Source organism: Arthrobacter sp. Y3223166 (assembly GCF_059090935.1).
Map to the genome: position 1 here is coordinate 64,265 of NZ_JBNHGE010000002.1, position 13,293 is coordinate 77,557.

Genomic DNA, 13,293 nt, shown 5'->3' on the forward strand with positions numbered 1-13,293 from the left:
AGCAATAGCCCCAACGCGTGCGGCAAACGGACAGTAACCTTTTGGCTACGGGTCCGCGGCACGCTGTGGCGCGCGTTTCCTTCCCGGGCCGACTTCCTTAGGCTGGGTTCGTGATCTTCAAAGCCGTGGGCGACAGCCGCCCCTACCCCGAACATGGCCACGTCAGCCCCAAGGATTGGGCCGAGGTGCCGCCGCGCCAAGTGCGCCTGGACGAGCTGATCACCACCAAGTCGACGCTCAACCTCGATGCCCTGCTGGCCGAGGACTCCACGTTCTTCGGGGATTTGTTCCCGCACGTGGTGCAGTGGCAGGGGAACCTTTATCTGGAAGACGGACTGCACCGCGCGGTCCGCACGGCGCTCCACCAGAGGGCCGTGCTGCATGCCCGGGTCCTGGTGGTCGATGACTGAACCCAGCGTCCCGCCGCCACCCCGACGCAAGCCCAAGCAGATACTGAGCTGGCAGGGCCAGCGCGTCATCACCGAAGAGGATCTGGACCGCGTCTTCGTCGAGGACGGCAATGTGGAGAAGCCGCACAGTTACCAGCGGCGGATCCTGCACGGGGCGGTGTTGGTGCTGCTGGTCGGCCTGGTCATCGCGGCGGCGCTCGCGGCCCTGGCCGTCGCCCGCGGCGACCTGAAGGTTCCCGGCTGGGGCCCGCCGCCGCCACCGGAAGCGGTCACCTGCCCGACCGGCACCTACGACTACCCGGACAACGGTTCGTTCCGGCTCAACGTCTACAACGGCACGCAGTTGGAAGGCCTGGGCAGCAAGGTGGCCGCGGCGTTGTCCGACCGCGGCTACGACATCGGTTCCGTCGGCAACAAGACCTTGAGCGTCTACGGGATGAGCGCCGTCGTCGTGTCCGGCAAGGCCGGCGAGGCCAACGCCTTCAACCTTCAACGGAATATTCCCGACTCGGAATATGTGGCCGACGACCGTGCCGACGACAGCGTGGACGTGGTGGTGGGCGCCGGCTACAAGGAACTCGTGCCGGTTAACCGGGTGGACCAGACGCCGGGGACGCTGAGCTGCCCGCGGCTGTCGCCCACCCCCAGCGAACCGGCGGAGCAGGAGTAGCGCTTCCAGCACGACGTCGGTGCCTGGCCAAGTCGCGTACCGCACCGTCGGCGACACGCAGCTCCCGCCGTGCCGCCCGCCCTCATCGCCGCGACGCCAGGCCCGCCGCCGCGACCCTAGGCGCCGACGGCTCCGGCGGTACCCTTCCGGCGGCCGTGCACGAAGAAGTAGAGCAGGGTGGTCAGCACCATCACCACGGCCAGCAGGGCGTACATGCCCGGGTAGTCGAGAACCGGAACCAGCGTGCCCAGGAGGATGGGGCCGAGCCCGGAACCGAGGTCGAGCGCCAGGAAGAAGGTGGACGTGGCCGTGCCGATGCGCATGGCCGGCGACACCTTCACCGCAATCGCCTGCGCGCCGGACATGATGGTGCCGAAGCCGATGCCGCTGAAGATCGCCGAGCCGATGATGGTCAGGAGGGTGGGGTCCGGGATCAGCAGCGCCAACCCCAGCACGAAGGAGATCAGGGTGGGGTACATGACGCTGTTGTCGCCGCGGCGGTCCTGGATCCGGCCGGCGAACAGGCGGGAGACCAGCACCGCCCCCGCATAGACCAGGAAGAAGACGCTGGCCGCGGAGGTGGAGCCTCGCGACTCCGCGTAGGAGGTCAGGAAGATCAGGATGCCGGAGTAGGAGGTCCCGGCCAGCAGGATGATGCAGGAGATGGGCAGGGCCGCCGTCTCGAAAATATCGCTCAGGCTCATCCGGAACCTGCCGGATCGCTTCGCGGCCGGCAGTTCCGGCACCCGCAGGAACAGGGCCACCACCAGGGCAACCACGGAGGCGGCGGCGCAGAAGTAAAACATCGCATCGTAGTTGCCCAGCCCCGCCAGCAGCACGCCGACGAAGGGGCCCACCGCCGTCGAGAGCGTGGTGGACAGGCCAAAGTACCCCGTTCCCTCTCCGCGCCGGGTGTGGGGGATGAGGGTCTGCGCCGAGGCAGCCACCGCGGTGGTGCCCGCGCCGAAGGCCATGCCGTGCACGATGCGCAGCACCAGCAGCCAGGTCAGCGAACCGGTGGGAATGTACAGCAGCGAGGCGGCCACGAACACGGCCATGGTCGCCAGGATCATCTTCCGGCGGCCCACGACGTCCAGCAGCCGGCCGGCGAAGATCCGCGCAATGACCGACCCGAGCACGAACGCGCTGGACGTGAAACCGGCGGCGGTGTCGGAGGCCTGGAAGCGGTCCACGGCGTAGAGCGCCATCGTGGTCATCAGCATGTAGAAAACCAGGGAGATGAACAGGTTGACGACGATGGCCAGAATAAAGTTCTTGGTCCAGAGCCTCGTCGGTTGCTGATTCATCCCGCTATCGGTCCTCTCATTCGGGCCGAAGCGTCGGCCGGCCAATCAGTACATGCGCTGCACACGCGGATGGAACCGCAGTGTGCAGCCAGGGTGCTTCGCCGGTCGCCCAAGGGGACAGCGACCGCCACAGTTCAGGGAAGCGGACCTTCGCTCCGGGCGCTTGGGCGCCCGGAGCACCTTCAACAACCTATCGCTTCGGGAGTAACATGTCGGCCAAGCGCCTGGCAGAGCGAGGAGCGTGCGATGGGCGAGACAACTGCGCAGGCGCAATCTGCGAACCTGATGGTGGACCTGATCATCTCGCTGGACGGCTATGCCTCGGCCGTGGGCTGGCCCGGCTGGTGGGGGCTGGAGGGCCCGGAGTATCTGGCCTGGCTCGAGCAGGAGGGGGAGAAGGACTACACCTTCCTCCTGGGCGCGAACACCTACAGGCTGATGTCCGGCATGTCCGAGCAGGCTGCGGCCGGGTCCTCGGAATTCTCCGAAGATGAGGGCGCCAGCCTGACCGGCCTCGCCGCCGTGCCGAAGGTCGTCTTCTCCTCCACGCTGCAGGCGCCGCTGACCTGGCCGAACTCGGAACTGGTCACCGGGAATGCCGTCGCGGCCGTGGCTGAGATGAAACGCGCCGGGACCAAGCTCAGCACCCTCGGCAGCCTCAGCCTGTGCCGGTCCCTGTTGACCGCGGGGCTCGTGGACCGCTTCCGGCTGGTCGTTTTCCCGGTCATCACCGGCCGCACCGGCCGGGAGCGGATCTACGACGGCTACCCGGACGTCGCGCTCGAGATGGTGGACAGCAGGACCTTCGACGGCCGGCTCCAGCTGCTCGAGTACGTCCCCACCGTGCTCGACGGGCCGCCCAGCAACGCGCAGGGCACAAGATAAGGCATAGGACACAAGAAAACCGGCGGGCCGCTTCGGGTAGCAGCCCGCCGGTTCCGGTCCGGTCAGGTCAGTTGCAGCCGTCGGGGCCGCACACCGCGCCGTCGTCGGTCTTCGACTGCGGCAGCACGGTCAGCGGGCTGCGCTCGTTCCACGCCTGCCGAATCGCCTGCGCGAACGCCTCGGCCGGCTGCGCCCCGGAAATCCCGTACTTGCGGTCCAGCACGAAGAACGGCACCCCGTTCACGCCGAGCGCGCGGGCCTCGGCGATGTCGGCGCGCACCTCCGCGGCAAAGCGGTCGCCGGCCAGCGTCTCGCGGATCTCCGTCTCGGGAATGCCCAGTTCGACGCCCATGCCCACCAGATACTCCGCGTCGCCAATGTCTTTGCCCTGCTCGAAATGGCCGGACAGCAGGGCTTCCTTGGCCTGGTCCATCACGCCGTGCTCCTTGGCCAGGTGCAGGAAGCGGTGCGCGGTGAAGCTGTTGGCCACCACCACGGAGTCGAAGTCGTAGTTCAACCCTTCGCCTTCGGCCTGCGCCGTGACGTGGGCGAACATCTGCTTGACCTGGTCCTGCGGCATGCCCTTCATCCGGGACAGGTACTCGGTCTCGGTGCCGTCATAGTGTTCCGGCAGGGTGGGGTCGAGCTGGTAGCTGCGCCATTCGACGTCGATCTGGTCCTTGTGTTCGAAGCCCTCCAGGGCCGTTTCGAAGCGGCGCTTGCCGATGAAGCACCAGGGGCAGGCAATGTCGGACCAGATCTCAATCTTCATGGACTTGTCAACAAAGAGCGCGGGTCGGCTATTCCGCGCGGTCCAGCTCGCCGTGGCACAGGCGCCGGACCACGTCCGTGAGCATGTGCAGGCCTGCCACGATGTCCTCGTCCCTGGTGTACTCGTGCTCGTTGTGCGAGATGCCCTCGACCGAGGGCACGAAGAGCATGATCGTCGGAACGATGTCCTTCATGTTCGTCGAGTCATGCCCGGCCAGGGTCTTCACCTTCCGGTAGGAAAGGCCGAGGTCGACCGCGGCCTTTTCGGCCAGTTCCACGCCCTCGGGCTGGTAGGGCGTCACGGGCCAGCAGTGGGAGCCGCCCTTGTCGATCCGCACGTTCGCGGCCCGCTCGATCTGAAGCATCCGCTCGTGCAGCATCTGGTCGGCCTCGGCCAGTACCGTCTCGTCGGCAGACCGCAGGTCAAGCAACAGGTTCACGCGGGACGGCACGACGACGGGGGAATTCGGATACACGTCGAGCTGGCCCACGGAGGTGTGCAGGACGCCGGGGAACCGGTCCGCGATTTCCCGCGCCGCCACCACCAGCATCGAGGCCCCCAGCAGGGCATCCTTCCGGTCCGCAATCACCGTGGAGCCGGTGTGCGACTGCTCGCCGTGCACCACGAACTCGTATTTGTTCGCCGCCCAGTTCGAATCCACCAGGCCGATCGTCACGCCGTCGCGCTCCATGCTCCGGCCCTGCTCGATGTGGATCTCGGCGCAGTAGACCGCCGCCGGCCCCGTTCCGGACCCGAGGCAGCCGATGGACTGCAGCGCTTCCGCGACCGTAATACCGGCCGGGTCCTCCACCGCCAACGCGGCAGCGGCGGTCATCTTTCCGGTGTAGACCGAGCTGCCCATCATCGAGGGCTTAAACCGCGCGCCCTCCTCATTGAACCAGTTCACCACCGCCAGATTGTGCCGCGGCACCGTGCCCGAGGAGCGCCATTCGGCCGCCAGCCGGAACGCGGCGTGGGCGGCGGCGAGGACACCGTAGGCGCCGTCGTACTTACCCGCGGTCGGCTGGGAGTCCAGGTGCGAGCCCACCACCACAAACGGCGCGTCCGGCACCAACTCCAGCAGGCCGAATTGGTTGCCTATCTGGTCGAACTCCACGCGGAAGCCCTTCGACTCCAGCAGTTCGGTGAACCAGCGCCGCTGTTCGCCGTCCGCCGCCGATCCGGCCAGCCGGTGGACCCCGCCGTTCTCCGTCGCCCCGAACCCGCTCAGCGCCTCGAAGTCCCGCAAGAAGCGTGCGTCGTCGTGTGAATCCAGCCCGCTCATCGCGCGTCCTCCTGTTCTCCGGTCTTCGGTGACCGCACGGATGGGTCCTGCAGCACGTGCAGCAGGGCGGGCTTGCCGCTGTCGACGGCGCGGCGGAAGGCATCGCGGAAATCAGCTGTCCGCTCCACCCGTTCGCCGTAGCCACCGAAGGACTGGGCCCACTGCGCGAAGTCCGGGTTGGTGAGCTCCGTGCCCGACGGCCGGCCCGGATAGCTGCGCTCCTGGTGCTCGCGGATGGTCGCGAAGCACCCGTTGTCCACCACGATGACCACCGGCGCGCTGCCGTACGCCGCGGCCGTCCCGAACTCCTGCCCGTTCATGAGGAAGCAGCCGTCGCCGGCCACGGAGACCACCTGCCGGCCGGGGAAGATCAATCCGGCCGCCACGGCGGCAGGGATGCCGACCCCCATGGCGCCGTTGCGCGGTGCCACGAGCGAGTCGGCCGCCGAGTGTGGCAGGTAGCGTGCCGGCCACAGCGCGTGGTTTCCCGCGCCGTAGGTGATGACGGCGTCGTCGTCCAGTTCCTCGCGCAGCACCGCCATGCACTCGTTCAGGTCCACGCCGCGGCCGCCGTCGGCCGGCACCGGGGAGCTGAAGCGCTCGTACTCGGCGCGGGCATCCGGCAGCCAGGACGGCTCGGCGGCGCCGGCCTCCGGCAGCCCGGCCAGGGCCTCGGTGAACGCAACCGGATCGGCCACTATGTGCTGGTCGAGGCGCCCGAAGTGCCCCAGCGTGTCGCCGGGCATTACCACCACGGTCTCGGCATCCAGGCCGGCGGTGTACCCGTCGCTCAGGACGTCCGCGCGCGGGCAGCCGATGAACACCAGCAGATCAGACTTATCGAACCGTGCAGCCAGCGCGTCACTGCGGGCGTAGCCGAGCGACCCTACGTAGCTGTTGCCGCCCTCGAGCCGGTGCGGCACGGCATCATAGGCGCGGAAGTCTGCGGCCACCGGGATTCCACGCCCGGCCGCCCAGCGGGCCAGCGCCTCGCCGGACTCCTGCGTCCAGCTTTCGCCGCCCACCACGATCATCGGGCGGCTGGCCTGTGCCAGCCTCGTGCCGAATTCCTGCAGTGCAGACGACGACGGGGCCGTGCGGGCCAAGGCTCGCGGCGTCACCGGGACGCCGCCCGGGACCAGGTGGGTGAGAACGTCCTCGGGGAGGCCGATGACCACCGGGCCGGGCCGGCCGCTGAGGGAGGTGTGGATGGCGTCGTCCACGACTGCGGCTGCCGAGGCTGCGTGGTCGAGGACCAAGACCTTCTTGGCGGTGCTGCCGAACCAGGCGTTGATGTCGAACTCCTGGAACGACTCACGTCCGCGGTCGGCCACCGGGATGAGTCCGACGAAGAGCACCAGGGGAGTGGCGTCCTGATAGGCGGTATGGACGGAGATGAACGCGTTCGCCGCGCCGGGCCCGCGGGTCACCATGGCGATCCCGGGAAGGTCGGTCAACCGGCCCTCGGCCAGCGCCATGAACCCGGCGCCTCCCTCATGGCGAGTGACGACGGTGGTGATCGAGGAATCGTGCAGGCCGTCCAGGACATCGAGGAAGCTCTCGCCCGGGACGCCGTAGACGCGTTTCACCCCGGCGGCCTCGAGCTGTGCCACGATCAGATGTCCCGCGCTGATACCGGCGCCGGCGCCGGCGCTGCCTGCGTTGCCGGACCTGCCGGCCTCCGGCATGGCTGTAGTGCTCACGCTGTTCCCTTCCTTCGGTCTTTGTCTCGTTCCATGCTGGCAGCAGCCAACTTCGAAGTAACTAGCTGAAGCCAACCCCTTTGGCGCGTTTAGACTGTGCTCATGCACACAGTCCTTGGCGAGACGTCCGACCGTGCCTGGGCCGGTCTGGTGGCGCGGCTGCGGCAGCAGGCCGGGGCGTTGAAGGCGGATTTCGTCCGGCGGGTTCGGAGCATCCCAGGCTACGCGCAGGACCTGGTCGGCCACGACGACCTGGAGTCGACGGCGGCAGGGTCCCTCGAGCTGATCCTGGACTGCCTGGAGGAACCCGCTTCCTATCCCGGCCTGCTGAGGTTTGCGGAGGAACTGGGCGCCCGCCGGGCACGCCAGGGTGTGCCGCCGGAGGCGCTGATTTCCGCCGTGCGTCTCGACTTTCCGGTGGTCTGGGGCAGCCTGTTGGAGCTGTCGGGCCCCGAGGACGCCGCCATGCTGACAAACCGGGTGGAAACCGTCTGGAAGGTGGTTGACGACTATGCCGCCGCCGCCCATTCCAGCTATCTCGCCGAGCGTATCCTCATGGCCCGGGAGGAAGCGGGCGTGCGGCATGAGTTCGTGGCCGCGTTGTTCGGGCCGGAGGGCCAGCTGCCGGAGACCCGGAACCGCTTCGCCACAGCGTTCGACGTGAATCCGGACGGCCGGTTCGGGATAGCCGCCGCGCAGGGGAAGGCCGCCGCGGCGCTGCGGCAGCTCGCGTCCTATTCACACCGTGGGGCGCCGGCCTTCCTGCATCAGGCGGACAAGTACACGTACGTGTTCTGGCCCGAAACGCAGGGGATGCAGGACCTGGGCGGGGTGCGGGTCCCGGCACCGCTGGCATCCGTTCCCTGCGGGGTGCACGGCCCCGTGCTCGGACTTGGGGAACTGACGCCGGCGGCGAGGATCGCCGCGGTGCTCAGCGATCTGGTCAACAGCAGTGACAAGCAGCCGTTGACCGTAGGTGAGGACTGGACCCGCCTGACCCGCCTGCGGATGGCGGGGATCGGCATCGATGTCAGGGCCGGGCTCGAGGCACAACTGGCGGTTTGCCGGCCGGACGAACGCGACCGGCTGGAAGAAACCGTGCTCAGCTTCATGCGGAACGGGAGCGTCACCGAAACCGCCGAGCACCTCTATTGCCACCGCAACACCATCCTGAACCGGCTCAAGCGCTTCAAGGACCTGACCGGCATTGACCTGATGAAACCCGTGGAGGCGGCCCGCGCGGTTGTCGCCTGGGCCTAAGGCAAACCTCGGGGGCCTGTAGGGGTTGTGTCGGCGCGGGTGTGCAGATGCCCAGCCCCGGCGTCCGAAACGTGTGTGCTTAGCGATTGTGAGGCACACTACACGCCGGGATAGTGGGTAAACGATTCGAATGCGCTCAGCACGAGCATGCGGCCCTGCCGCCGACCACTTCGCACCCCTATTGGAGATGCAATGTCCCAGCATGTGACACCCACCAGCGCGGCCGCGGCCCGTTTGGACCGCCGGAAGATGCGGAAGATATCCACGGCAAGCGTCATCGGCACCACCGTCGAGTGGTACGACCTGTTTCTTTTCGGCACCGCGTCCGCGCTGGTGTTCAACCGGATCTTCTTCCCCGAGCTCGACGGCGCCGTCGGCACCATCCTCTCGTTCCTGACCTTCGCGTCGGCCTACCTGGCCCGCATGGTGGGGGCCATCCTGTTCGGTCATTTCGGCGACCGGCTGGGCCGCAAGTCCATGCTGCTGATCTCACTGATGACCATGGGCGCGGCGACCTTCGCCATCGGCCTGGTGCCGGACTACTACACCATCGGTGTGGCGGCGCCGCTGCTGCTTCTGCTGCTGCGCCTCATCCAGGGGCTGGCGCTCGGCGGCGAATGGGGCGGCGCAGTGCTCATGACCGTTGAGCATGCGCCGGAGAACCGCCGCGGCTTTTTCGGCTCCATGGTGCAGATCGGTGTTCCGATCGGAACCCTGCTGGCCAACGTCGCGTTCCTCATCGTGGCCTCGAGCATGAGCGACGAGGCCCTGCTCAGCTGGGGGTGGCGCGTTCCGTTCCTCCTCTCCGCCGTTCTGGTTGCGGTCGGAATCTACATCCGCCTCAACATCGAGGAGACTCCGTCCTTCCAGATGGTCCGCGAGACCGGGGCCAAGGCCAAGCTGCCGTTCGCCTACCTGATGAAGCGCTACTGGAAGCAGGTCATCCTGGGCGGCGTCGCCACCCTCTCCACGGGCAGCACCTTCACCCTCCTGGTCGCTTCCGGCGTCAACTACGGCACAGCGGAGCTCGGCTACTCCAAGGACAAGATGCTCTGGGTGGTCATGTTCGCCTGCGCGCTGGCGTTCGTCGCCATCCCCTTCTTCGGCCGGCTCTCGGACCGCGTGGGCCGCAAACCCATCATCTTCGCCGGCATCATCGCCGAGGCCCTCCTGGCCTTCCCGTTCTTCTGGCTGCTCAACTCCGGATCCGAGCCGCTGCTCTTCGTTGCCTACGGCCTGATGATGCTCGCCTTCTCCGCCAACTACGGACCGATCGCGACCTTCCTCGCCGAGCTCTTCGGGTCCAAGGTCCGTTACTCCGGCCTGTCCGTTTCCTACATGCTCTCCGGCCTGCTGGGCTCCGCGGCTACTCCCGCGATCACCGTAGCGTTGCTGGCGGCCACCGGCCAGAGCACGTCCATCGCCTGGTACATCATGGGCGCCGCAGTACTCTCCCTCATCGCGTTGTACCTCCTGACGGAGACCCGCCACGGCGATATCGACGCCGTAGACAACACGGACACGGTGAAGGCATTTGCCAAGGCGGAATCGTGAGCATTCGCCGCATCACTGCAGCGCCGGGTGCGGTGGGGCCGGTGGGGCCCTACTCCCAGGCGGTGGTGGCGAACGGTTTTGTTTTCACCTCCGGGCAGATCCCGGCGGGGCCCGGCGGCCTGACCGATCAGCCGGAGAACTTCTCCGACCAGGTGCGCCAGACCATCCGGAACCTCGAAGCGATCCTCATCGAGGCCGGCAGCGGCCTGCAGCACGTGGTCAAGGTGAATACCTACCTGACCAGTGCTGACCAGCTCGAGGAATACAACGCCGTGTACGACGAGTACTTCGGCCCGCACCGGCCGGCCCGCACGTCGGTGTGCGTCAGCCTGTGGGGCGTGTCCCTGGAGATCGAATGCGTGGCAGTGGTTCCAGGGGCAGACCATGGATGAGTTGCTGCGGAAACTGGGCCGGGTCAGCCTCCCCACCCTCGGCCACTTTCTGGAGGACGGCTTCTGCAGCGGGGACATCCGGAGCATCGTGCCGGGTGTCCGCATGATCGGGGTCGCCGCCACTGCGTTAATTCCCGACGCAGATGCCGTGGCCGTGAACCAGGCGCTGGTCCGGCTTCGTCCCGGCGAGGTCTTGGTTTTGGACCTGAACGGGGACCGGAGCCACGCCCCGGTGGGTGCGGTCACCTCTGCCGCGGCAAGGGCCCGCGGTGCCGCGGGCATCCTGGTGGATGGACCGGTCACCGATCTCGCGGATTTGCAGGCGGCGGACGACGGCGGGGCGTTGCCGGTGTTCGCGCGCGGCACCACGTGCCTGACCACGAAGCGGCACGGCTCCGGCCGGTCGCAGTTCGGTGTCGCGGTCACCATCGGCGGCACCACGGTGAATCCCGGCGACATCGTCTTGGGTGATGAGAACGGAGTGGTGGTGCTGGCGCCCGAGGTGGCAGCCGCCGTCGTCGATTCCGCCCTTGCCTCGGACGATGCCGAGCCGGCGATCCTGAAGCGGATCGCCGCGGGGGAGCCGCTGGAGGACGTGCTCTACCTCGGCTAGCGAACAGTAATTCGCTCAAGGACCCGGGTGCGCTCTACGGCGCCCGGGTCCTTTCGTCCTCTGGCCTGCTCCAGGGGGATAGGGGCGCACCTACCGGGTGGTCGGGGCGGGGGGATAAGGTGTGCTCACCGGCCCGAGTGCCCGCCCGCGGTCCCGAAAACCTCACCGACCCTGAAACAGGAGGGCGACATGGCAGCTGACGCACCCGGCAGCACCGGCCACGTCGTGCTGCTCGGCGACTCGGTGTTCGACAACGCTGCCTATGTTGCCGGCGGCCCCGACGTCGTGACTCACCTTCGCGGGCTGCTGCCGCGCGGGTGGCAGGCCACGCTCCTGGCCCTCGACGGCGCCGTCATCAGCGGGGTCGCCGGCCAGCTCCGCTCCCTCCCGCGGGACGCCACGCATCTGGTGATCAGCGTGGGCGGGAACGACGCCCTCGGTTTCGCCTACCTGCTCAATGAACCGGCCGTGTGGGCGGCCGAAGCCCTTGCAATGTTCGCCGATGCCCAGGATAAATTCGGCGCCGGCTACGCCGCGATGCTGGATGCGGTCGCGGCCACGGGGCTGCCGACGGCGGCCTGCACCATCTACGACACCCCGCCTTCCGGCCCCGATCAGCGGATCATCCGGTCGGCCGCCGCCCTGTTCAACGACCACATCACCCGGGCCGTCTTCGCCCGGGGGCTGGCGCTGGTGGACCTGAGGCTTATCTGTCCCGAAGACGCCGACTACGCGAATCCGATCGAGCCCTCCGTCCAGGGCGGCCGCAAGATCGCGCACGCCATCAGCGCCTACCTGTTCCCCGAGCAGGCCGCCCCTCGCTCGCTGGTCATCGGCGCCTGAGCGCCGGAAGATGCCGGACAACGAACGCCTTGAAGCCGGCTCGGTCGGCGCGGCCGGCGCCCGCGGGCTCCGGGAATTCCGGGACCGGCTGGGCTTCGAACTGGACCCGTTCCAGGTAGAGGCCTGCTCGGCGCTCGAGCACGGCCGCGGGGTGCTGGTCGCGGCCCCCACCGGGGCCGGCAAGACGGTGGTGGGGGACTTCGCCGCCTTCCTGTCCGTCGCCCAGGGCACCAGGACGTTCTACACCACGCCCCTCAAGGCGCTGAGCAACCAGAAGTTCGCCGATCTCTCCGCGGCCTACGGAAGCGCCCGGGTCGGCCTGCTCACGGGAGACAGCAGCGTCGATCCGGACGCCGACGTCGTCGTCATGACCACCGAGGTGCTGCGCAACATGCTCTACACGGGATCCCCGGGCCTGGAGCGACTGGCGTATGTGGTGATGGACGAGGTGCATTACCTGGCGGACCGGACCAGGGGAACCGCGTGGGAGGAGGTCATCATCCAGCTCCCGGAAACCGTGCGGCTGGTCAGCCTCAGCGCCACCATCTCCAACGCCGAAGAGTTCGGGGCATGGCTGGAAGCGGTCCGGGGCGCTACCGCCGTGGTGGTGTCCGAACACCGCCCGGTGCCCCTGTTCCAACACGTCATGGCCGAAAACCAGCTGTTCGACCTGTTCGCCGAGCCCGTCGCCTTTGACGAGCTCGACCCGCAACCACCGGCGATGCTGGACGGGCATCCGCTCAACCCCCACCTGCTGGCGCTGTCCGACGCAGCCTCGCTGGCCGGATCCACCGCCGGCGATGAGCAGGAGCGCGGCCGGACCCGGCAGTTCCACCGGTCACGCAGCCCGGCAGAAGGCGGCCGAGAGTCCAAGCCCTGGGCGCAGCTGCTCCAGCGGCTCGGCCGCGACGGGCTACTGCCGGCGATCGTATTCGTCTTCTCCCGGGCCGGGTGCGACGCCGCCGTCCGTTCCTGCACCGAATCGGGACTCTGGCTGACGGACCTGCGCGAACGCAGGGAGATCCTACGCCGGGTCGAGGCCGCGGACCTTGGGCTGACCGGGGAGGAGGGCGAGGCGCTCGGAATCCCAGGGTGGCGGGAGGGCCTGCGCCGTGGCGTCGCCGCGCATCATGCGGGATTGCTTCCGGCGTGCAGGCAACTGGTGGAGCAGCTGTTCGCCGAGGGCCTACTCAAGGCCGTTTTCGCCACGGAGACCCTGTCCCTGGGGATCAACATGCCCGCCCGCTCGGTGGTGCTCGAGCGGCTGGAGAAGTTCGACGGCGAGGCCATGGTTCCCTTGACCGCGGGCCAATATACGCAGCTGACCGGACGTGCGGGCCGGCGCGGCATCGACGCGGAGGGCCACGCCGTCGTGCTGTGGAGACCGGGAGTGGACCCGGCGGCCGTCGCGGCGCTGGCCTCCCGGCGCGCCTACCCGTTGGACTCCGGCTTCCGGCCCGGCTACAACGTGGCCGTCAATCTCATTGCGCGGCACGGCCACGAGGGCGCGCGCGCACTGCTGGCGCGGTCGTTCGCCAGTTTCCAAGCGGGGAGGTCCGGCCGGCCAAACCTCGGGGTTCATGAGGAAACCTTCGAGGG

Annotated in this window: 12 protein-coding genes and 1 pseudogene; 9 read left to right on the forward strand and 4 right to left on the reverse strand. The window is 68.2% G+C overall.

Going from position 1 to position 13,293, the window contains the following annotated elements; all coding sequences use genetic code 11:
• The first annotated feature begins 110 nt into the window (after nt 1-110).
• Nucleotides 111-410, forward strand: a complete 300-nt coding sequence (locus AC5RUH_RS01865) for a type II toxin-antitoxin system VapB family antitoxin (RefSeq protein ID WP_493977152.1) — start codon at nt 111-113, stop codon at nt 408-410.
• Nucleotides 403-1,080 (forward strand): LytR C-terminal domain-containing protein, encoded by a 678-nt coding sequence (locus tag AC5RUH_RS01870; RefSeq protein WP_494127749.1) that lies wholly within the window; start codon nt 403-405, stop codon nt 1,078-1,080. The genes AC5RUH_RS01865 and AC5RUH_RS01870 overlap by 8 nt, the downstream gene beginning before the upstream one ends.
• Nucleotides 1,081-1,196: 116 nt before the next feature.
• Here the strand turns inward: AC5RUH_RS01870 and AC5RUH_RS01875 are convergent, their stop codons facing one another.
• A complete protein-coding gene (locus tag AC5RUH_RS01875) occupies nt 1,197-2,387 on the reverse strand; it encodes an MFS transporter (protein ID WP_494127750.1) in 1,191 nt (396 codons plus the stop codon).
• Between the two features lie 246 nt (nt 2,388-2,633).
• On the opposite strand from AC5RUH_RS01875, the gene AC5RUH_RS01880 reads away from it, so the two are divergent.
• On the forward strand, nt 2,634-3,272 hold the full coding sequence (locus tag AC5RUH_RS01880; protein ID WP_494127751.1) for a dihydrofolate reductase family protein: 639 nt from the start codon (nt 2,634-2,636) through the stop codon (nt 3,270-3,272).
• A gap of 67 nt (nt 3,273-3,339) precedes the next feature.
• Here the strand turns inward: AC5RUH_RS01880 and AC5RUH_RS01885 are convergent, their stop codons facing one another.
• The 3 genes from AC5RUH_RS01885 to AC5RUH_RS01895 are packed head-to-tail and all read right to left on the reverse strand — an operon-like array spanning nt 3,340 to nt 7,017.
• Nucleotides 3,340-4,044, reverse strand: a complete 705-nt coding sequence (locus AC5RUH_RS01885) for a DsbA family oxidoreductase (protein WP_494013254.1) — start codon at nt 4,042-4,044, stop codon at nt 3,340-3,342.
• Nucleotides 4,045-4,072: 28 nt separating this feature from the next.
• A complete protein-coding gene (locus AC5RUH_RS01890) occupies nt 4,073-5,329 on the reverse strand; it encodes a M20 family metallo-hydrolase (protein WP_494127752.1) in 1,257 nt (418 codons plus the stop codon).
• Nucleotides 5,326-7,017, reverse strand: a complete 1,692-nt coding sequence (locus AC5RUH_RS01895) for a thiamine pyrophosphate-dependent enzyme (RefSeq protein ID WP_494127849.1) — start codon at nt 7,015-7,017, stop codon at nt 5,326-5,328. The genes AC5RUH_RS01890 and AC5RUH_RS01895 overlap by 4 nt, the downstream gene beginning before the upstream one ends.
• Nucleotides 7,018-7,134: 117 nt before the next feature.
• On the opposite strand from AC5RUH_RS01895, the gene AC5RUH_RS01900 reads away from it, so the two are divergent.
• From AC5RUH_RS01900 to AC5RUH_RS01925, 6 genes and pseudogenes are all read left to right on the forward strand, one after another.
• Entirely contained in the window at nt 7,135-8,292 is a 1,158-nt protein-coding gene (locus AC5RUH_RS01900; protein WP_494127753.1) for an RsbRD N-terminal domain-containing protein, read from the forward strand.
• Between the two features lie 192 nt (nt 8,293-8,484).
• Entirely contained in the window at nt 8,485-9,846 is a 1,362-nt protein-coding gene (locus AC5RUH_RS01905) for an MFS transporter (RefSeq protein ID WP_494002080.1), read from the forward strand.
• Nucleotides 9,843-10,238 carry a RidA family protein gene (locus AC5RUH_RS01910; protein WP_494127754.1) on the forward strand — a complete coding sequence of 132 codons (396 nt, stop codon included), beginning with the start codon at nt 9,843-9,845 and terminating at the stop codon, nt 10,236-10,238. Before AC5RUH_RS01905 ends, AC5RUH_RS01910 begins: the two co-directional genes overlap by 4 nt.
• Nucleotides 10,231-10,851 (forward strand): RraA family protein, encoded by a 621-nt coding sequence (locus tag AC5RUH_RS01915; protein ID WP_494127755.1) that lies wholly within the window; start codon nt 10,231-10,233, stop codon nt 10,849-10,851. Before AC5RUH_RS01910 ends, AC5RUH_RS01915 begins: the two co-directional genes overlap by 8 nt.
• Before the next feature lie 189 nt (nt 10,852-11,040).
• Nucleotides 11,041-11,694 carry a GDSL-type esterase/lipase family protein gene (locus tag AC5RUH_RS01920; protein ID WP_494127756.1) on the forward strand — a complete coding sequence of 218 codons (654 nt, stop codon included), beginning with the start codon at nt 11,041-11,043 and terminating at the stop codon, nt 11,692-11,694.
• A 10-nt stretch (nt 11,695-11,704) separates the two neighbouring features.
• Nucleotides 11,705-13,252, forward strand: a pseudogene (locus AC5RUH_RS01925) (DEAD/DEAH box helicase); the annotation flags it as partial.
• Nucleotides 13,253-13,293 lie beyond the last annotated feature (41 nt).

Coding starts and splice junctions, on each gene's coding strand:
- AC5RUH_RS01870 (WP_494127749.1), top strand. CDS start 403: ATGACTGAACCCAGCGTCCCGCCGCCACCCCGACGCAAGCCCAAGCAG.
- AC5RUH_RS01875 (WP_494127750.1), bottom strand. CDS start 2,387: ATGAATCAGCAACCGACGAGGCTCTGGACCAAGAACTTTATTCTGGCC.
- AC5RUH_RS01880 (WP_494127751.1), top strand. CDS start 2,634: ATGGGCGAGACAACTGCGCAGGCGCAATCTGCGAACCTGATGGTGGAC.
- AC5RUH_RS01885 (WP_494013254.1), bottom strand. CDS start 4,044: ATGAAGATTGAGATCTGGTCCGACATTGCCTGCCCCTGGTGCTTCATC.
- AC5RUH_RS01890 (WP_494127752.1), bottom strand. CDS start 5,329: ATGAGCGGGCTGGATTCACACGACGACGCACGCTTCTTGCGGGACTTC.
- AC5RUH_RS01895 (WP_494127849.1), bottom strand. CDS start 7,017: ATGCCGGAGGCCGGCAGGTCCGGCAACGCAGGCAGCGCCGGCGCCGGC.
- AC5RUH_RS01900 (WP_494127753.1), top strand. CDS start 7,135: ATGCACACAGTCCTTGGCGAGACGTCCGACCGTGCCTGGGCCGGTCTG.
- AC5RUH_RS01905 (WP_494002080.1), top strand. CDS start 8,485: ATGTCCCAGCATGTGACACCCACCAGCGCGGCCGCGGCCCGTTTGGAC.
- AC5RUH_RS01915 (WP_494127755.1), top strand. CDS start 10,231: ATGGATGAGTTGCTGCGGAAACTGGGCCGGGTCAGCCTCCCCACCCTC.
- AC5RUH_RS01920 (WP_494127756.1), top strand. CDS start 11,041: ATGGCAGCTGACGCACCCGGCAGCACCGGCCACGTCGTGCTGCTCGGC.